This is a genomic window from Xanthobacter tagetidis (assembly GCF_003667445.1).
GTDB classification, from domain to species: Bacteria; Pseudomonadota; Alphaproteobacteria; order Rhizobiales; family Xanthobacteraceae; genus Xanthobacter; species Xanthobacter tagetidis.
Window position 1 is genome coordinate 237,010 of sequence record NZ_RCTF01000002.1, and the last position, 17,368, is coordinate 254,377.

16 protein-coding genes are annotated in these 17,368 nt (G+C 68.1%); 10 read left to right on the plus strand and 6 right to left on the minus strand.

The genetic code is table 11. The features are described from left to right. Positions 1-13 precede the first annotated feature (13 nt). The 3 genes from D9R14_RS03885 to cysD form a co-directional block, all read right to left on the minus strand. On the minus strand, positions 14-814 hold the full coding sequence (locus tag D9R14_RS03885) for an FkbM family methyltransferase (RefSeq protein WP_121621994.1): 801 nt from the start codon (positions 812-814) through the stop codon (positions 14-16). A 172-nt stretch (positions 815-986) separates the two neighbouring features. Next, entirely contained in the window at positions 987-2,879 is a 1,893-nt protein-coding gene (gene cysN / locus D9R14_RS03890; RefSeq protein WP_121621995.1) for a sulfate adenylyltransferase subunit CysN, read from the minus strand. Further along, positions 2,879-3,787, minus strand: coding sequence for a sulfate adenylyltransferase subunit CysD (gene cysD / locus D9R14_RS03895; RefSeq protein WP_121622105.1), 909 nt, complete (start codon positions 3,785-3,787; stop codon positions 2,879-2,881). Before cysD ends, cysN begins: the two co-directional genes overlap by 1 nt. A gap of 480 nt (positions 3,788-4,267) precedes the next feature. Between cysD and D9R14_RS03900 the strand changes: the two genes are divergently transcribed. Together D9R14_RS03900 and D9R14_RS03905 are read left to right on the plus strand one after the other, a co-directional pair. After that, on the plus strand, positions 4,268-5,680 hold the full coding sequence (locus tag D9R14_RS03900; protein WP_121621996.1) for a mannose-1-phosphate guanylyltransferase/mannose-6-phosphate isomerase: 1,413 nt from the start codon (positions 4,268-4,270) through the stop codon (positions 5,678-5,680). A 302-nt stretch (positions 5,681-5,982) separates the two neighbouring features. Continuing rightward, positions 5,983-7,287 carry a UDP-glucose dehydrogenase family protein gene (locus D9R14_RS03905; RefSeq protein WP_121621997.1) on the plus strand — a complete coding sequence of 435 codons (1,305 nt, stop codon included), beginning with the start codon at positions 5,983-5,985 and terminating at the stop codon, positions 7,285-7,287. A gap of 9 nt (positions 7,288-7,296) precedes the next feature. Here the strand turns inward: D9R14_RS03905 and D9R14_RS03910 are convergent, their stop codons facing one another. Both D9R14_RS03910 and D9R14_RS03915 read right to left on the minus strand, forming a co-directional pair. Beyond that, positions 7,297-8,580 (minus strand): MFS transporter, encoded by a 1,284-nt coding sequence (locus D9R14_RS03910; protein WP_121621998.1) that lies wholly within the window; start codon positions 8,578-8,580, stop codon positions 7,297-7,299. A gap of 238 nt (positions 8,581-8,818) precedes the next feature. After that, complete coding sequence (locus D9R14_RS03915) at positions 8,819-10,018, minus strand: acyl-CoA dehydrogenase (protein ID WP_121621999.1); 1,200 nt, start codon at positions 10,016-10,018, stop codon at positions 8,819-8,821. A gap of 111 nt (positions 10,019-10,129) precedes the next feature. Between D9R14_RS03915 and D9R14_RS03920 the strand changes: the two genes are divergently transcribed. Genes D9R14_RS03920 through D9R14_RS03930 form a run of 3 tightly spaced genes read left to right on the plus strand, consistent with a single transcriptional unit; the run spans position 10,130 to position 11,313 of the window. After that, the gene (locus D9R14_RS03920) at positions 10,130-10,855 is read left to right on the plus strand and encodes a TetR/AcrR family transcriptional regulator (protein ID WP_121622000.1); all 726 of its coding nucleotides are present in this window, start codon (positions 10,130-10,132) and stop codon (positions 10,853-10,855) included. A 41-nt stretch (positions 10,856-10,896) separates the two neighbouring features. Continuing rightward, on the plus strand, positions 10,897-11,112 hold the full coding sequence (locus tag D9R14_RS03925) for a DUF2934 domain-containing protein (protein ID WP_245420536.1): 216 nt from the start codon (positions 10,897-10,899) through the stop codon (positions 11,110-11,112). Positions 11,113-11,124: 12 nt separating this feature from the next. After that, positions 11,125-11,313, plus strand: coding sequence for a DUF3008 family protein (locus D9R14_RS03930; protein WP_121622001.1), 189 nt, complete (start codon positions 11,125-11,127; stop codon positions 11,311-11,313). 87 nt (positions 11,314-11,400) lie between these two features. Here the strand turns inward: D9R14_RS03930 and D9R14_RS03935 are convergent, their stop codons facing one another. Continuing rightward, a complete protein-coding gene (locus D9R14_RS03935; protein ID WP_121622002.1) occupies positions 11,401-12,150 on the minus strand; it encodes a TetR/AcrR family transcriptional regulator in 750 nt (249 codons plus the stop codon). Between the two features lie 240 nt (positions 12,151-12,390). Here D9R14_RS03935 and D9R14_RS03940 point away from each other — a divergent pair, with 240 nt between their 5' ends. The 5 genes from D9R14_RS03940 (at position 12,391) to D9R14_RS03960 (ending at position 17,367) form a co-directional block, all read left to right on the plus strand. Next, complete coding sequence (locus tag D9R14_RS03940; RefSeq protein WP_170168480.1) at positions 12,391-13,386, plus strand: Bug family tripartite tricarboxylate transporter substrate binding protein; 996 nt, start codon at positions 12,391-12,393, stop codon at positions 13,384-13,386. A 1-nt stretch (position 13,387) separates the two neighbouring features. Next, a complete protein-coding gene (locus D9R14_RS03945; protein ID WP_121622004.1) occupies positions 13,388-14,566 on the plus strand; it encodes an acyl-CoA dehydrogenase family protein in 1,179 nt (392 codons plus the stop codon). Positions 14,567-15,240: 674 nt separating this feature from the next. Then, entirely contained in the window at positions 15,241-16,053 is an 813-nt protein-coding gene (locus tag D9R14_RS03950) for a DUF4198 domain-containing protein (RefSeq protein WP_121622005.1), read from the plus strand. Between the two features lie 7 nt (positions 16,054-16,060). Then, the gene (gene cbiM / locus D9R14_RS03955) at positions 16,061-16,729 is read left to right on the plus strand and encodes a cobalt transporter CbiM (protein WP_121622006.1); all 669 of its coding nucleotides are present in this window, start codon (positions 16,061-16,063) and stop codon (positions 16,727-16,729) included. Then, positions 16,726-17,367, plus strand: coding sequence for a NikL family nickel/cobalt ECF transporter subunit (locus D9R14_RS03960; protein WP_245420538.1), 642 nt, complete (start codon positions 16,726-16,728; stop codon positions 17,365-17,367). Before cbiM ends, D9R14_RS03960 begins: the two co-directional genes overlap by 4 nt. Position 17,368 lies beyond the last annotated feature (1 nt).

Genomic DNA, 17,368 nt, shown 5'->3' on the forward strand with positions numbered 1-17,368 from the left:
GCCGTCGTCCGCGTCATTTATGGAAATACACCACCTTGCCTCTCGATTCGCTCAATCCGATCCGAAAGCCGGCTGAAATAAATTTGGAAAAAATCTGAGTGATTTTGGTATCATCTATGAATTGAGGGTGAAATTCGATGCAAATTTTATTTATTGAATCCAAATCTGAGTCTTTAAGTATTTCAAATTCGGCGCCCTCTACATCCATTACGAGGGCAGTTGGACGATAAAGTGCCACGGCTTCGGAAAATGACACGCCTCTCACTTTTATTGCATGAGTGGTGCCGTCCTTGTCAGACAGTGAGCTGGCCCAAAAATGGTCGGAGATGAAGAATTCTACTTCGGATTGACTGGTAGAGGTGATCGCCGCATTGATGAGGGTGGGAGACAACCCATTCAGTGCGTAATTCTCTCGGGCAATTGCGCAAATATCGGGGTTCGCCTCGATGCTGACGACGTTTGATGAACCAACGATTTGGCAGCAGCGCATGCCGATAAAACCGACGGCGGCCCCGATCTCAAGCACCCTGTCGCTGGGCGTAAGTACGGTGCTGACAAGATGATATTCGGAGTGTTCGTACGAGCCTTTATAAAAGGCATCGCGCATTGTTGCCGGCCAACGGGGGTCGACCTTAAGCTTGATCCCGTTGATTTTGACGATCTGAGGCTTGACGACCCTAAACCAAGAAGTGAGCAGGTGGCGCCTGGCGAGTCTGACCGTGTGTCTCAGTCGGTCTTTGGCCTTCGTCCGCATGCGGGCACCTCCAGGCGGGGAATGACGCAGGTTGTTTCGTTTTGGGCGGGTCAGATCCATCTTCTTCTCACCATGGAACCTGCGCGCCGGTTCGTCGACCTCGACGGCGGTGCGTTGCCATCAGGAGACGAAAGGGCGTCGGGCAAGCAGCGCCATGTCCGCCGCGCAGGCTTCAAGTTCCGGCATATCCCAGGTTCGCCTTATGTTGCTGCCGGGGCCGGGTCGTCCAGCCTCAGATGTGGCCCGAGGCCTGGAGATAGCGGATGACCTCGTCGGCCAGGGCCTCGGGATCCTTTGTGCCGCCCAGCAAGGTGATCTCCGCCGCTTCGGGGCTCTCATAGGGGCTGTCGATGCCGGTGAAGTTGCGGATCTCGCCGGCACGCGCGCGCTTGTAGAGGCCCTTCACGTCGCGGCTTTCCGCGACGGCGAGCGGCGTGTCGACGAAGATCTCCACGAACTCGCCCGGCCCCATGAGCTCGCGTGCCATGCGGCGTTCCGCACGGAACGGCGAGATGAAGGAGACGAGCACGATCAGCCCGGCATCGACGAACAGGCGCGAGACCTCGGCCACGCGGCGGATGTTCTCGACCCGGTCGGCCTCGGTGAAGCCGAGGTCGCGGTTGAGGCCGTGGCGCACATTGTCGCCGTCCAGCATGGTTGTGTGCCGGCCCAGCACATGGAGCTTCTTCTCGACGATGTTGGCGATGGTCGACTTGCCGGCGCCCGAAAGGCCGGTGAACCAGAGCACCACGGGCTTCTGCGCCTTCAGGGCGGCGCGGCTGTCCTTGGTCACTTCCAGCGCCTGCCAATGGACGTTGGTGGCGCGGCGCAGGCCGAAATCGATCATGCCCGCCCCGACCGTGAGGTTGGACATGCGGTCGATGACGATGAAGGCGCCGGTCTGCGGCACCGCGCCGAAGGGATCGAAGGCGACCGGCGCCTGGGTGGAGAAATTCACCACCGCCACCTCGTTCAGCGCCAGCGTCTTGGCCGCGAGGTGCTGGAAGGTGTTCACGTCCACCTTGTGCTTGATCTCGGTGACGGAGGCGCCAACCGTGCGGGTGCCGATCTTGATGAGATAGGAGCGGCCGGGAAGCAGCGGCTCGTCGTGCATCCAGATGAGATGGGCGGCGAACTGGTCGGAGAATTCGGGCCGCGCGGCAGCGGCGGCGATGACGTCGCCGCGGGAGGCGTCCACCTCGTCCGCCAGCGTCAGCGTGACGGCCTCGCCCGCCACCGCCTCGGCAAGGTCGCCGTCGGCGGTGACGATGGATTTCACGCGGGTGGTGACGCCGGAGCTCGCGATCACCACCTCGTCGCCGGCGCGCACGGTTCCCGAGGCGACGGTGCCCGAAAAGCCGCGGAAATCGAGGTTCGGCCGGTTCACCCATTGCACCGGCATGCGGAAGGGGCGGCCGGCGGCGGCGCTCACCACCTCCACCTGCTCCAGGTGCTCCAGCAGCGCCGGGCCGGTATACCAGGGGGTGCGGGCGCTGGGCGTCAAAACGTTGTCGCCGAAGCGCGCCGACAGCGGGATCGCGACCAGGGTCTTAAAGCCGAAGTCCTTCGCGAACGCGCGGTAGGCGGCGACGATCTCGTCGAACACGGCCTGCGAGAAGTCGGCGAGGTCGATCTTGTTGACCGCCAGTACCACATGGTGGATGCCCAGCAGCGCAGCGATGTAGGAATGCCGGCGGGTCTGGGTCAGGATGCCCTTGCGCGCATCGATGAGGATCACGGCGAGGTCGGAATTCGAGGCGCCGGTGGCCATGTTGCGGGTGTACTGCTCGTGGCCGGGCGTGTCGGCGACGATGAACTTGCGCTTTTCGGTGGCAAAGAAGCGGTAGGCGACATCGATGGTGATGCCCTGCTCACGCTCGGCGGCGAGCCCGTCCACCAGCAGCGCGAAGTCGAGGTCCTCGCCCGTGGTGCCGTGCTTGCGGCTGTCGCTTTCGAGGGTGGCGAGCTGGTCCTCGAACAGGAGCTTGGTGTCGTAGAGCAGGCGCCCAATCAGCGTGGACTTGCCGTCATCCACGCTGCCGCAGGTGAGAAAGCGCAGGAGGCCCTTGGTCTCGTGGGCGGAGAGCTGGTCGAGAGGCGAGGCGAGGCCCTTTGTCGGTTCCATCAGAAATAGCCCTCGCGCTTCTTCTTCTCCATGGAGGCGGCCTCGTCATGGTCGATGAGCCGTCCGGCGCGCTCCGACGTGCGCGCGATCAGCATTTCGCGCACGATCGCCTCCAGCGTGGCGGCGTCGCTGTCGATGGCAGCCGTGAGCGGGTAGCAGCCGAGCGTCCGGAAGCGCACCTGGCGCATCTGCGGCGCCTCGCCCGGCTGGAGCGGCAGGCGAGCGTCGTCCACCATGATCATCTGCCCGCCGCGCCAGACGATGGGGCGCTCGGCGGCGAAGTAGAGCGGCACGATGGGGATATTCTCCGCCAGGATGTACTGCCAGATGTCCAGCTCGGTCCAGTTGGACAGCGGGAACACGCGCAGGGATTCTCCCGGCCGGATGCGGGCGTTGTAGAGGTTCCAGAGCTCCGGACGCTGGTTCTTCGGATCCCAGACGTGATTGGCGGAGCGGAACGAGAAGATGCGCTCCTTGGCGCGGCTCTTCTCCTCGTCGCGGCGGGCGCCGCCGAACGCGGCATTGAAGCCGTATTTGTCGAGCGCGGCCTTCAGCGCCTCCGTCTTCATCACCTGGGTGTAGAGCGAGGAACCGTGGTCGAACGGGTTGATGCCCTGGGCGAGGCCGTCCTCATTGGTGTGGACGATGAGGTCGAAGCCGAGCCGCTTGGCGGTCTCGTCCCGGAACGCGATCATCTCCCGGAACTTCCAAGTGGTGTCGATATGCATCAGCGGGAAGGGCGGCTTGGAGGGATAGAAGGCCTTTACCGCCAGATGCAGCATCACGGCCGAGTCCTTGCCGATGGAGTAGAGCATCACAGGGTTGCTCAGCTCGGCGGCGACCTCGCGCATGATGTGGATGGACTCGGCCTCCAGGCGCTTCAAGTGCGTCAGGCGATCTTGCGACACGTTCGTCACCTTGAGTGTGGGGTCTTTGCCATCGAATCCTGCCGGTCGGCGGCGCCGCCGGCCGAGCCAGCTGCATCCGTAAAGTCTGCGTGTCCGGGCAAGAAGAGAATTTCGAGCATCGTCCTTCGGCTTTGCTGCGGAGCGTATTCTACAGAACTGGTCGTGATTTTTGCTCCTGAGAAGCCGTCGATCAGGCACGCAATGCGTTAGCCTCGTGCACAAAGACAAGAGGCGCGTAGATACACCGGTGGCAGTTGCTGTGCAATGCGGTGCGGGGTCGCCGGCGGCGCTGACGGCACGACGATACGGCCTGTAGACCGGCAAATGTTCGTCAATCTTCCCGTGCGCGCATACACTGACGAGGCGCGATGCGGCTTCATATTGCACTGCAAGGCGCTGGACGGCCTGGGAGGCCTGTGTCAAAGCTAGGTTTCCGAGTCCGGGGGCACCGCGACGGTCGGATAGACGAAGAGGGCAGAGATGAAGATCGTGCCGGTAATCTTGGCAGGGGGAACGGGTACCCGCCTCTGGCCGCTGTCGCGCAATAGTCTTCCCAAGCAATTCCTGCCGCTCAACTCCAATTACTCTTTGTTCCAGGAGACGCTGCTGCGGGCGGCTCCGGGCGCGGAATTCGCCGATCCGGTGGTGATAACCAGCCACGACTATCGCTTCTACGCCCAGCGGCAAGCGCAGGAGATCGGAATCACCCCCACCGTGATCCTTGAGCCTGCGCGGCGCGACAGCGCCCCGGCGGTGGTCGCGGCGACGGCGCATGTTGCGTCGCAATATGGTCCCGAGGCGCTGGTTCTGGTTCTGGCGTCCGACCACGTGGTGCTGGAGGCGGACAAGTTCCGCGCCTCGGTGTTCGTGGCGGCGCGGGCGGCCGCCCTGGGCAACATCGTCACCTTCGGCATCGCGCCCGACCGCCCGCGCACCAGCTACGGCTATATCGACGTGGGCGAGCCGCTCGCCGTGGAGGGCGCCTTCAAGGTGCGCGCCTTCGTCGAGAAGCCCGACGCGGCGACGGCAGAGAAGTACGTGGATGCCGGCTACCTCTGGAATTCCGGAAACTTCGTGTTTCCCGCCAACGTGATGCTGTCGGAGGCCGAGGCGTTCGAGCCCGAGATCGCCCGCTGCGCCATCAGCGCGGTGGAGCAGGCCCAGGTGGATATCGGCTTCCTGAAGCTCGATCCGGCCGCCTTCGAGGCTGCCCCGGCCAAGTCGATCGATTTCGCGGTCATGGAGCGCACCACCAAGGCGGCAGTGGTGAAGGGCGACTTCACCTGGTCGGATGTCGGGTCCTGGGACGCGGTCTACGAGATCGGCACCGCCGACGACGCGGGCAACGTCACTAAGGGACCGGTGACGCTCCTCGACAGCGCCGGGAATTATGTGCGCAGCGACGGGCCGCTGGTGGCCGGCGTCGGCATCGAGAACCTCGCGGTGATCGCCACCGAGGATGCTGTTCTGGTGATGCCGGCGAACCGCAGCCAGGACGTGAAGGCGCTGGTGGCCGCGCTCAAGAGCGCGCGCCGCAACGAGGTGGAGAGCCACAACAAGGTCTACCGCCCCTGGGGCAGCTATGAGAGCGTGTGCCGCGGCGAGCGCTTCCAGGTGAAGAAGATCGTCGTGGAGCCCTCCGGCACGCTCTCGCTCCAGAAGCACCATCACCGTGCCGAGCATTGGGTGGTGGTGCGCGGCACCGCCGAGGTCACGATCGGCGAAAGCGTGAAGACCGTGAACGAGAACGAGTCGGTCTATATCCCCATGGGCAGCGTGCACCGGCTTGCCAATCCGGGCCGCATCCCGCTGGAGCTGATCGAGGTGCAGACCGGGTCCTATCTGGGCGAGGACGACATCGTCCGCCTGGAGGATATCTATCAGCGCGTCTGAACCTTTCCGCGCGTGGACCGGGCCGTCCTCCTGCGTCTTCGGGCGCCGGTGCGACGGCCCGGTCCGTTTTGCCCCTTCCCCTTCGCCGCGCAAGGGCGCAAAAGGCGGACATCGGGACGTCACGATTGGTGGATTATCGCCTCTGCTCCAGGCGGATGGGGGATGTCCGCCGCGTGAGCCCGGCCGCCCGGCCCGCGTCGCAGACGCCCCCGGGCGCACCGGGCGGGTGAAATGGAGCCGGCGGGATCAGACCGTCCCCGTCGTGGTCGAACCGGCTCCCGTGGACAAGTGGACGATCGACCATGCACGTGACGATGATCGGCGCAGGCTATGTGGGGCTGGTTTCCGGGGCGTGCTTCGCCGATTTCGGCCACACCGTCTCTTGCGTCGACACCGACGCGCGCAAGATCGAGGCGCTGCGGCGCGGCGAGATTCCCATCTATGAGCCCGGCCTTGCCGATCTTGTCGCCGCGAACGTCAAGGCCGAGCGCCTGTTCTTCACCACGAGTCTGACGGAGGGACTGGAGAAGGCGGAGGCGGTGTTCATCGCCGTCGGCACGCCTTCGCGGCGCGGCGACGGCCATGCCGACCTTACCTATGTCTACCAGGCGGCGCGGGACATCGCCCGCGCGATCTCGCGCTATACCGTGGTGGTGACCAAGTCCACGGTGCCGGTGGGCACCGGCGACGAGGTCGAGCGCATCATCCGCGAGACGCGGCCCGATGCGGAGTTCGCGGTGGTCTCGAACCCCGAATTCCTGCGCGAGGGCGCGGCCATCGCCGATTTCAAGCGCCCCGACCGCATCCTCGTGGGCACCGAGGACGAGCGCGCGCAGCAGGTGATCGCCGAGCTCTACCGGCCGCTCTACCTCAACCAGTCGCCGCTGCTCTTCACCTCGCGGCGCACCGCCGAGCTCACGAAGTACGCCGCCAACGCGTTCCTCGCCACCAAGATCACCTTCATCAACGAGATCGCCGATTTGTGCGAGCAGGTCGGCGCCAACGTGCAGGACGTGGCGCGCGGCATCGGCCTCGACAATCGCATCGGCTCCAAGTTCCTGCATGCCGGTCCGGGCTATGGCGGCTCCTGCTTCCCCAAGGATACGCTGGCGCTCATCAAGACGGCTCAGGACTACAGCGCACCGATTCGCATCGTCGAGACGGTGGTGTCGGTGAACGACCAGCGCAAGCGCGCCATGGCCCGCAAGGTCATCCAGGCCCTGGGAGGCACGGTGCGGGGCAAGACCGTGGGCATTCTGGGCCTCACCTTCAAGCCCAACACCGACGACATGCGCGACGCGCCGTCCATCTCCATCATCACCGCCTTGCAGGATGCCGGCGCCGTGGTCCGCGCCCACGATCCCGAGGGGGTGGAACAGGCCAAGCTGGTGCTGGATGGCGTGGACTACGTGGATACGCCCTATGCGGCGGCGGAAGGCGCGGCGGCGCTCGTCATCGTCACCGAGTGGGACGCCTTCCGGGCGCTGGACCTCAGGCGCATCCACGGGCTCATGGCCTCGCCCATCGTCGTCGACCTGCGCAACATCTATCGGCCCGACGAGATGGCGGCCCTCGGCTTCACCTATCAGAGCGTCGGCCGGGGCTGAGCGGGTGGCTCAGCTGCCGCGTTTCCGTGTCTCCGGCATCAGCATCAGGTAGAGCAGGAAGCCCAGAGCCGCGATGGCCGAGAGCGTGAGGAACGCCGCCGAATAGCCGGCCGCGACGATGGTTATGCCGGCGATGGAGGCGGACAGCGCCGCGCCCAGGCCCTGCGCGGTCGCGACCGCGCCCTGGCTCACGTTGAAGTGCCCGGTGCCTCGCGTCAGGTCGGCGACGACCACCGGGAACAGCGCCCCGTAGACGCCCGCGCCGACGCCGTCGAGGCACTGCACCGCGAACAGCCAGATCGGATCGTTGGACAAAGGGTAGAGCGCCCCGCGCAGCGCCAGCACGCCGAAGGCCACGAGGAAGATCGGCTTGCGGCCCCACGCGTCGGCTCGCGCGCCGGTGGTGATCGCCACTGGAACCATGACGAATTGTGCGACCACGATGCACAAGGCGATGAGGGATGTTGCCTGATCCTTGCCGACCACGCTCGTCAGCAACTGGCCCGTGGTGGGCAGCATCGCGGCATTGGCCAGGTGGAACAGAAAGCAGAGCAGCGCGAACAGGCGCAGGTTCGGATTGGCGAGGAGGGTACCGATGCCGCTCGCAGGCGCCTGCGCGCCCGGCTCGGCCGGCAGGCCGCGCGCCAGCGTGTCGTCGATCTCCCGCGCCGGCACGATCAGCATCGCGCCGATGCTCAGCACGGCCAGGATCGCCATGAGCCAGAACACCACCACCGGGCCGAACAGGATGGCGGTTCCGGCGGCGATGGAGGCCGACACCGCATTGCCCGCATGGTTGAACGCCTCGTTGCGGCCGATGCGCCGTGCGAAGGCCTTCGGCCCGACGAGGCCGAGCGTTATGGCCGCGAGCGCGGGCGGGAAGATCGTGCCGGCGATGGCCGCCAGCGACTGGGTGGCCGCCACGACGTAGAAATTGGTCACGAACGGCAAGGCGAGGCAGCACAGCGTCACCGCCAGGGCGCCGGCGATGATGATGGCCGGCTTGTTCCTGCTGCTGTCGATGAACGCCCCTGCCGGCGTCTGGGCGATCAGGCCGGTTACTCCGGCGATGGTGATGACGAGGCCGATGGTGGCCTCGTTCCAGCCCTGGTCGGGGCCGCGCACCGCCAGGAGATAGATGGCGAGATAGGGGCCGAGGCCGTCGCGCACGTCGGCGAGGAAGAAGTTGAGCGCGTCGAGGCCGAGGATCGCCTGGCGCGAGGGCACCCGCGTGCGGTCCGGCGTGGCGATCGCGGGCGCCGGGCCCGTGGCATCAGCGTCACCGAGCAGCATGCATTCTGGCCTTGGCCGGAGGAGGGGGAGGTATCGGACTTCCTGCGGCGGGCGCCGCGTATGGGCCGAGCTTGATCGTTGCCGTCCATAAACGCAGGTGGCGCCGCCTAGGTCCACGGCAGGACAAATTTTCTTTTATTCCCCAAGGTCATGTGGCCGACGGCGCGCGATGGCGCCGGCCGCGCCGGTCGTGTGACCGGCGCGGCGTTGGGGGTCCTCCGTGCGGCGGACTTCGAGCTCAGAAGAAGGCCTGGATCCCGGTGATGGCGCGGCCGAGGATTAAAGCATGGATGTCGTGCGTGCCCTCGTAGGTGTTCACCGTCTCGAGGTTGACCGCATGGCGCATGACGTGGAAGTCGGCGGAGATGCCGTTGCCGCCGTGCATGTCGCGGGCGACGCGGGCGATGTCCAGCGCCTTGCCGCAATTGTTGCGCTTGATGAAGGAGATGGTCTCCGGCGGCAGCTGGCCGGCATCCATCAGCCGGCCCACCTGGAGGCAGGCCTGCAGGCCGAGGGCGATCTCGGTGGCCATGTCGGCGAGCTTCTTCTGCACCAGTTGGGTGGCCGCGAGCGGGCGGCCGAACTGCTTGCGGTCGAGCGTGTACTGGCGCGCGGCGGCAAAGCACGCCTCGGCCGCGCCCATGGCGCCCCAGCCGATGCCGAAGCGGGCGCGGTTAAGGCAGCCGAACGGTCCGGCTAGGCCGGTGGCATTCGGCAGCAGGTTCTCCTCCGGCACGACGACGCCGTCGAGCACCACCTCGCCGGTGATGGAGGCGCGCAGCGAGAGCTTGCCCTCGATCTTCGGTGTGGAGAGCCCGGCCATGCCGCGCTCGACGATGAAGCCGCGGATGGCATTGTCGTGCGCCGCCGACTTCGCCCACACCACCGCGAGATCGGCGATCGGGGCGTTGGTGATCCACATCTTCGCGCCGGTGATGCGGTAGCCGTCCGCAACCTTCTCGGCGCGGGTGCGCATGCCGCCCGGATCGGAGCCGGCGTCCGGCTCGGTCAGGCCGAAGCAGCCGACCCACTCGCCGGTGGCGAGCTTCGGCAGGTACTTCTTCTTCTGCGCCTCGGAGCCGTAGGCGTTGATCGGGTGCATCACCAGCGAGGACTGCACGCTCATGGCCGAGCGGTAGCCCGAGTCCACCCGCTCCACCTCGCGGGCGGCGAGGCCGTAGGAGACATAGTTGAGGCCGGCGCCGCCGTATTCGGCCGGGACGGTCGGGCCGAGCAGGCCGAGGGCGCCCATCTCGTTCATGATCTCGCGGTCGAACCGCTCCTCCAGATAGGCGGAGGTGACGCGCGGCAGGAGCTTCTCCTGGGCGTAGTCACGCGCGGTGTCGCGCACCATGCGCTCCTCGTCGGAGAGCTGGCCGTCGAGGCCGAAGGGATCGGTCCAGTCGAACACGGGCTTGGACGAGGACGGCGCGGCCATGGTGATGCTCCCTGGTTTCAGCCGGTCGGAGATTTACATACCGACCAGTCGGAATATAATGTTGCGGATATAGCGCAAGCCGCGCACGGAGTCGAGACGGGAGGCCGCGCTTTGGCCAGCAAGGATCACACGCCACGCCGCAGCGCGCCTCCCGCAGGTGCGGCGCGCGGGCGGCCGCGCAAGGCGCCGGTCTCGCAGGAGGGGGAGGGGGAGGAGAAGCGCCTCGGCCGCCCGCCCCTGGTCAGCGACCCGCGCGAGGAAATCCTGCGCCAGGCTGCGAAGATGTTCGCGCAGAAGGGCTATGGCGCCTCCTCGCTGGCGGAGGTCGCCGCGACGCTCAATTATTCCAAGGGCGCGATCTACAATTATTTCGCCACCAAGCAGGAGATCTACGACGCCATCATCATCCGCACGCTGGAGGGGCTGAACCGGGCCGGCGCCGAGGCGGTGGCGCAGGGCGCGAGCCCGCGCGAGCGGTTGCGCCTCTTCATGATCGGCCATGCGCGCTACCTGGCGGAGAATTACGACAGCTTCGTCACCATGCTGGTTGGCTATTCCGGCATGGCGAGCGCCGCCCTCAAGGATGACGCACTGCGCCTGCGCGATGCCCATGAGGGCCTGCTGCGCGCCATCATCGCCGAGGGCGCGGCGGACGGCTCGTTCCGCGCCATGGACGTGGCCATGACCGGCCGCGCCGTGCTCTCGCTGCTGTCCTGGATGGCGCGCTGGTATCGCCCCGACGGGGCCATGGGCGCCGAGGAGGTGGCCGACTTCTACTGCGACCTCATCGCCTCCGGCCTCCTGCCCCGGGAACCCGCGGCGCGGGAGGGGCGTTGAATTTTCCGGAGCTGGGGCTGGCACCATGTGAGGAGGCTGCCATGAGCCGCAATGCCGCCAATTCGAACACGCCCGACGCCGCAAGCGCAAAGCCCGAGGCAAGCATCTTCGCCGGATTGACCGAGGTCGAGCGCGACCGCATCAAGCGCCGGGCTCATGCGCTCTGGCGCGAGGCGGGCTCGCCGCAGGGGCGCGACCGGGAATTCTGGGAGCGCGCGGAACTCCAGGTCCTCAAGGGCCAGAGCGCTGCGCAATAGGAGGATTTCATCATGCCGGCGAAATCCCAGGCGCAACAGAAGGCGGCCGGCGCCGCGCTCGCCGCCAAGCGCGGCGACATGCCCAAGTCCAAGCTGAAGGGCGCCTCGCGCTCCATGGCGGAGAGCATGAGCGAAGAGGAGCTGGACAAGATGGCGTCCACCCCGCGCAAGGGAAAGCCGCAGCACGCCGGCAAGGGCTGAACCCCCTGTCTCCGGGGGAGAGGGCAGGGCAGGTGGGCAGGGGCATCTGGGCGAGACTCCGGGCGCCGGCGCCGGGAACCTCTGATCTCAGCCCGGATCGCCCTGCCGGGCGAGGGCGATGGCTGTCGCCGGCGAGAGGCCGGCGGCGAGCGCGCCCTCGGTCATGTCCACGAGGTTGGCGACGAACGCTTCCTTCTCCAAGGCGAGGTTGAGGCGTCCGGCCGCCTTGTCGCGCTCCCAGTCGGCAAGCGCATAGATCGCCTGGCGCAGGGCGATCGACACCCGGTCGCGCACCAGCGCGCGGGGCAGATCCGGCAGGATGGCGTGCAGCAGGCTGACCACCCGCGACAGGCTGGCGTCGTTGCGATCCTTGGCGATGGCCCAGATGTCGAACTGCTGGCTAGCGTAGAACTGCGCGAGAAAGCGGATGTAGTGGTTCGCGCCTGAGCCGTCGTTCAGCTGGGCGGCGAGCGGCAGGATGAACACCTGCGTCAGCGCCCGCAGGTCGCCGGCAAGGCCCGCCTCCTGCAAGGCCTTCAGCTCGGCGAGACGGGCGACGTTCACCTCAGACATGCGCAGATCGAGGATGGCGGTGATGAGCGCCTCCTTCGAGCCGAAATAATAGTGGATCGCCGAGGCGTTCTGCTGGTCCGCGGCGCGGTTGATCTCGCGCATGGAGGTGGCATCGATGCCGTTCGAGGCGAACAGGCGCTCGGCCACCTCGATGAGATGGGCGCGGGTGGATTTCTCGCCGGCCGGCTGCGCCGCCGGGGCAGGCCGCGCACGGCCGCTGCCCGGCGGACGTCCCCGGCGCTTCTCCGCTTTCGGCTCATCCATGGTCGCACTCTCCGGCACAGTGGTGGGTCAGTCTCAATGAAGCCCGAACCCGGCTTCCTCTTCCCCGCAAGCGGGACAGGGTTCCGCGTCGCGGTTGCGTGCAGGCGCCCGAATTCCAGGCCGGCGCGAGGCTGAGGCCAGCCCAGGCTTGCCAGTTTAAATCACTTGAATTAACCTCGCCAGCGTCATCGAAGGCCCGCACCAGCACGGGCCATGGTCACGCTTCCGGGAGGAGCCTCAATGTCCACCGCACCCGTCGTCCTTCGTTATCTGCGCCGCGCCGGCTTCGCGCTGGCGTTCGGCTTCGCGCTCGCGCCCGGCGCCCTCCTCGCGAGCGAGGCCTGCACTGCCGACACCATCACCCTCGTCGTTCCCTACGCCCCCGGCGGCGTCGTGGACCTGGTCGGCCGCGTGGTGGCGGACGAACTGCGCACCAGCGTCGGCCAGAACGTGATCGTCGAGAACAAGGCCGGCGCCGGCAGCAATATCGGCACCGCCGCCGTGGCCCGCGCCGCCCCGGACGGGCGCACGCTGATTCTCGCCAGCGCCGCCCATACCATCAATCCGAGCCTCTACAAGAAGCTCACCTTCGACGCCATCAAGGACTTCGCGCCGGTGGGCATGGTCGGCTCGGTGCCGAACCTGATCGTGGTCAACCCCGAAGTGCCGGTCAATTCCATGGCCGAGCTGATCGCCTACGCCAAGGCCAATCCCGGCAAGATCAATTTCGGCTCGGCCGGCACCGGCTCCTCGCCCCATCTCGCCATGGAGATGCTGAAGGCCAAGACCGGCATCGACATGCAGCACGTGCCCTATCAGGGCCAGCCGCAGGCAACGCAGGACCTCATCACCAACCGCATCCAGGCCATGGCGCTGACCATGACGCTGGCCGTGCCGCTGGTGAAGGACGGCAAGCTGAAGGCGCTCGCCGTCACCTCCGAGAAGCGCTCCGAGGCGCTGCCGGACCTGCCGACCGTGGCCGAGACCGTGGTGCCCGGCTTCAACGTCGTCACCTATCTCGCGGTGCTGGCGCCCGCCGGCACGCCGGAGAAGACCATCAAGTGCCTCAATGCGGCGCTGGTGGCGGGCCTCGCCAAACCAAGCGTGGTCGAGCGCATGAAGCCGCTCAGCGCCATCATCGCACCCTCCAGCCCTGCGGAGCTCGCCGCCTTCATGGTGAAGGACCGCGACCAGTGGGCCGAGGTCATCGGCGCCGCCGGCATCACGGTGCAGTGACATGCACGGCGCGGCCTCTCCCCGGAACGTCTCGTTCCAAGACTACCTCGCGGACATCCGGACCTTCACGCGGGAGGTGCTGCGCCCAGCGGAGGACATCGTCGAGCATGACGATGCGATCCCGGCCGACATCGTCGACGCCATGCGGCGCATCGGCCTGTTCGGCATCACGCTGCCCCACGAATATGGCGGCCTCGGCTGGACCATGGAGCAGCAGGCGCTGCTCACCATGGAATTCACCCAGGCCTCGGCGGTCTACCGCTCGCGCTTCTCCACGACGATCGGGCTGACCTCGCAGGTCATCCTCGATTATGGCACCGACGCGCAGCGTCGGCGCTATCTGCCGGCCATGGCCTCCGGCGCCATGACCGGCGCCTTCTGCCTCACCGAGGAGGCGGCGGGCTCCGACGCGGGGGCGGTGGAGACCTGCGCGGTGCGCGACGGCGACCACTACGTCGTCACCGGCACTAAGCGCTACATCACCAACGCGCCGGATGCGGACGTGTTCATGGTGGTGGCGCGCACCGGGGAGGGGGAGGGCGCGGACGCGCTCTCCTGCCTGCTGGTGGAGCGTGGCACGGCCGGGCTTTCGACCCCGCCGCACGACCGCATGATGGGCCAGCGCGGCTCCCATGTGGGCGAGGTGCATTTCACCGAATGCCGGGTGCCGGCTTCCGCCCTCGTGGGCGGGACGGAGGGCAACGGCCTCAAGAAGGCGCTGCGCGGCATCAACCACGCCCGCACCCATGTGGGCGCCACCTGCGTCGGGCAGGCGCTGCGGCTTCTGGACGAGGGCACCGCCTATCTCCTGGAGCGCCAGCAGTTCGGCAAGCCGATCGGCGAGTTCCAGGCCATGCAGGTGCTGCTCGGCGAGAGCCAGTCCGAGGTGCTCGCCGCCCGCGCCCTGGTGCTGGAGGCCGCGCGCGGCTTCGACCGCGGCCCGCCCATTCCCATCGTCGAGATCGCCTGCGCCAAGCTGTTCGCCTCCGAGATGGTGTCGAAGGTGGCGGACCGGGTGGTGCAGATGCTGGGCGGGCAGGGCTACCTGGAGCAGCGCGCCGTGGCGCGGCTCTATCGCGACGTGCGCCTGTTCCGCATCTTCGAGGGCACCTCGCAGATCCAGCAGACCAACATCGCCCGCGCCGTCCTGCGCCGCGGCCGCCCGCTGCCGCTGGAGTGAGGGCGGCGGGGGCGGCGGGCGGCGGCGCGAGGTTTCCGCAGACGGCGTTTCCGCGTGCGGAGCGAGTGCCCAGAGCGCACCCCTCTCCTGCAAGCCAGGCCCAACGCGCTCTCCGCGCGCCCCGGCCAGACTCCTTTTCCGCTGGCCCAGACCGGACTCCCTCTTCCGCGTGCGGGGGAGGGTTGGGGAGGGGGAAAGGACCTAGGGGCGACAGCCGGCGGTCGGGTCTCGGCGACGGCTGCCCCCCCTCCCTCCCTCCCCCGCAAGCGGGAGAAGGGGCGCGAATGATGGGGACATCGCCCGGCAAGGAATCGCCGCTGCCGGCGGAGCGCCACTGGCCGAGACCCAACGCCCTCCCCGCAAGCCCGGATCGGACTCCCTCTCCCGCGTGCGGGGGAGGGTTGGGGAGGGGGCCCTGCGGTGCACAGCCAGCGTTTAGCTTTCGGCCAGGACTGCCCCAACTCTCCCTCCCGCAAGCGGGAGAGGGGGCGAACGGCGGGGTCTTCGCGTTGAGGCCGTCCACTATGGCCGCCCCCACCCCTTCTTCATCGCGCTAGGGCAGGTGCGCAGGGCCATTCACGCCCGCTCCATTCCAGTTGACGTATGACGAATTTTCCAGAAAGTATGATCTCCGAAGCGCCGCCGGCTGGGCGGCCGGGGCAGGGGGAAGCAGCATGACCCGGGGTTTCCACAGGTCCGCGCGGGCCGCGCTCGTCGCCGGCCTCGGCCTTCTGGCACCGGCCTTGGCGGCGACCCCCGCCGCCGCCCATTTCCAGGAGCTGCTTCCCTCCGCCGACGTGCTGCCGGACGGCGGCCCGGTGACGCTCGACCTCGTCTTCACCCACCCCATGGAGCGGGGGCCGGTGATGGACATGAAGAAGCCCAAGCGATTCGGCGTGAAGGCGGACGGCAAGGTGCGCGACCTCACCGGAACGCTGACCGATGCCGCCCAGGACGGCAAGGGCGCCTGGCGCGCCACCTACGATTTGAAGCAGCCCGGCGCCGCCGTGTTCTTCGTCGAGCCGCAGCCCTATTTCGAGCCCGCCGAGGGCAAGTACATCATCCACTACGCCAAGGTGGTGGTGGACGGCTTCGCCTCCGGCGAGGGCTGGGACGCCCTGGTCGGCCTGCCGGTGGAGATCGAGCCGCTCGCGCGCCCCACCGGGCTTTGGACCGGCAACGTCTTCCGCGGCATCGTGCGCAAGGCCGGCAAGCCGGTGCCGTTCGCCGAGGTCGAGGTGGAATATGTCAATGACGGCGCCGTGAAGGCGCCGAACGACGCCTTCGTCACCCAGGTCATCAAGGCCGACAAGGACGGCGTCTTCACCTATGCCATGCCGCGCGCCGGGTGGTGGGGCTTCGCCGCTCTGGTGGAGGCGGACGCCCCCATGGCCGCGCCGGACGGCAAGAAGGTGCCGGTGGAACTCGGCGCCCTCATGTGGGTGAAGGCGACCGACATGGTCCCCGCGGCAGCGCAGGCCAGGTGAGGCGGCGATGGCCCATATCCCCGACGGCGTGCTCTCGGTGCCGGTGCTGGCCGGCGGCGCCGTGCTGGCGGTGGCGGGCATCGGCTACGGGCTGAGGCGCATCGGCGAGGAGGAGATTCCCAAGGTCGCCATCCTCGCCTGCGGCTTCTTCGCCGTGTCGCTGGTGGCGATCCCGGTGGGGCCGTCGAGCGTGCATCTCCTGCTGTCGGGCCTGATGGGGCTGATGATCGGCCCGGCGGTGTTTCCCGCCGTGTTCGTCGGGCTCGTGCTCCAGGCGCTGCTGTTCGGCTTCGGCGGGCTGACGACGCTGGGCGTCAACACGGTGAACATCGCCCTGCCGGGGCTGCTGTGCGGCCTCCTGCTCTCGCCCCTGCTCCGCGGCGCGTCGCCCGCGCGGGCGGGCGCGGTGGGCGCCCTCGCCGGGGCGGCGTGCGTCGCGCTCACGGGGGGGCTCGTGGCGGCGGCGCTGGCGCTCTCGGCCTCCGAATTCGTGCCCTCGGCGCGCATCGTCCTGCTCACCTATGTGCCGCTGGCTGTGGGGGAGGCGTTCGTCACCGGCTTCGCGGTGGCCTTCCTGGCGCGGGTGCGGCCCGAGGCGATCGCCGGTTTCGCGCCGAAGGTCGCCGTCCCGGCGCCGGTGCCGCCAGCGGTTGCGGTGGCAGGGGAACGGCCGTGAGGCCGGCGCGTGCAAGCCTGCGGGCCGCGCTCGCCGCGCTGCTGGTGGCGCTCGCGCCGCTGCCGGCCGCCGCGCACCGGCTCAAGGTGTTCGCCACCGTGGAGGGCGACACCGTCTCCGGCTACGCCTTCTTCATCGGCGGCGGGCGCCCGGGCGGCGCCCAGGTGACGTTCCGCGACGCCGCCGGAAAAACGCTCGGCGCGGCCGTGACCGATGCGGATGGCGCCTTCGCCTTCACCCCCGCCCGCCCCGAGGCCATCACCGTGGTGGTGGACGCCGGCGACGGCCATGCCGCCGAGGTCGCGCTGGCCGCCGACCGCTTCGCCTCCGCTGCCGCCACAGTCGCACCGGCCGCGGGGGATGCCCGGCCCGGTGCGCCTTCCGCGCCCGCGTCGGGGGCTTCGGTGCCTGCTGCCCTGGCAGGAGTGCCCGCAGCCGCCTGCGATCCGGCCGCGCTGGCGGCCCTGGTGGACACAGCCGTGGCGCGCCAGGTGCGCCCGCTGCTGGAGGCTCAGTCGGAGGCCGAGGGCCGGGTGCGCTTCAATGACGTGATGGGCGGCATCGGCATGATCGTCGGCCTCGCCGGCGCCGCGCTCTGGGCCTCCGCCCGGCGCGCCCGCGCACCGGGCGGGGGCTAGG

Excerpts from the sequence above, each read along its gene's own strand:
- D9R14_RS03885 (WP_121621994.1), bottom strand. The coding sequence starts at position 814 with ATGGATCTGACCCGCCCAAAACGAAACAACCTGCGTCATTCCCCGCCT.
- cysN (WP_121621995.1), bottom strand. The coding sequence starts at position 2,879 with ATGGAACCGACAAAGGGCCTCGCCTCGCCTCTCGACCAGCTCTCCGCC.
- D9R14_RS03900 (WP_121621996.1), top strand. The coding sequence starts at position 4,268 with ATGAAGATCGTGCCGGTAATCTTGGCAGGGGGAACGGGTACCCGCCTC.
- D9R14_RS03905 (WP_121621997.1), top strand. The coding sequence starts at position 5,983 with ATGCACGTGACGATGATCGGCGCAGGCTATGTGGGGCTGGTTTCCGGG.
- D9R14_RS03910 (WP_121621998.1), bottom strand. The coding sequence starts at position 8,580 with ATGCTGCTCGGTGACGCTGATGCCACGGGCCCGGCGCCCGCGATCGCC.
- D9R14_RS03915 (WP_121621999.1), bottom strand. The coding sequence starts at position 10,018 with ATGGCCGCGCCGTCCTCGTCCAAGCCCGTGTTCGACTGGACCGATCCC.
- D9R14_RS03925 (WP_245420536.1), top strand. The coding sequence starts at position 10,897 with ATGAGCCGCAATGCCGCCAATTCGAACACGCCCGACGCCGCAAGCGCA.
- D9R14_RS03930 (WP_121622001.1), top strand. The coding sequence starts at position 11,125 with ATGCCGGCGAAATCCCAGGCGCAACAGAAGGCGGCCGGCGCCGCGCTC.
- D9R14_RS03935 (WP_121622002.1), bottom strand. The coding sequence starts at position 12,150 with ATGGATGAGCCGAAAGCGGAGAAGCGCCGGGGACGTCCGCCGGGCAGC.
- D9R14_RS03940 (WP_170168480.1), top strand. The coding sequence starts at position 12,391 with ATGTCCACCGCACCCGTCGTCCTTCGTTATCTGCGCCGCGCCGGCTTC.
- D9R14_RS03945 (WP_121622004.1), top strand. The coding sequence starts at position 13,388 with ATGCACGGCGCGGCCTCTCCCCGGAACGTCTCGTTCCAAGACTACCTC.
- D9R14_RS03950 (WP_121622005.1), top strand. The coding sequence starts at position 15,241 with ATGACCCGGGGTTTCCACAGGTCCGCGCGGGCCGCGCTCGTCGCCGGC.
- cbiM (WP_121622006.1), top strand. The coding sequence starts at position 16,061 with ATGGCCCATATCCCCGACGGCGTGCTCTCGGTGCCGGTGCTGGCCGGC.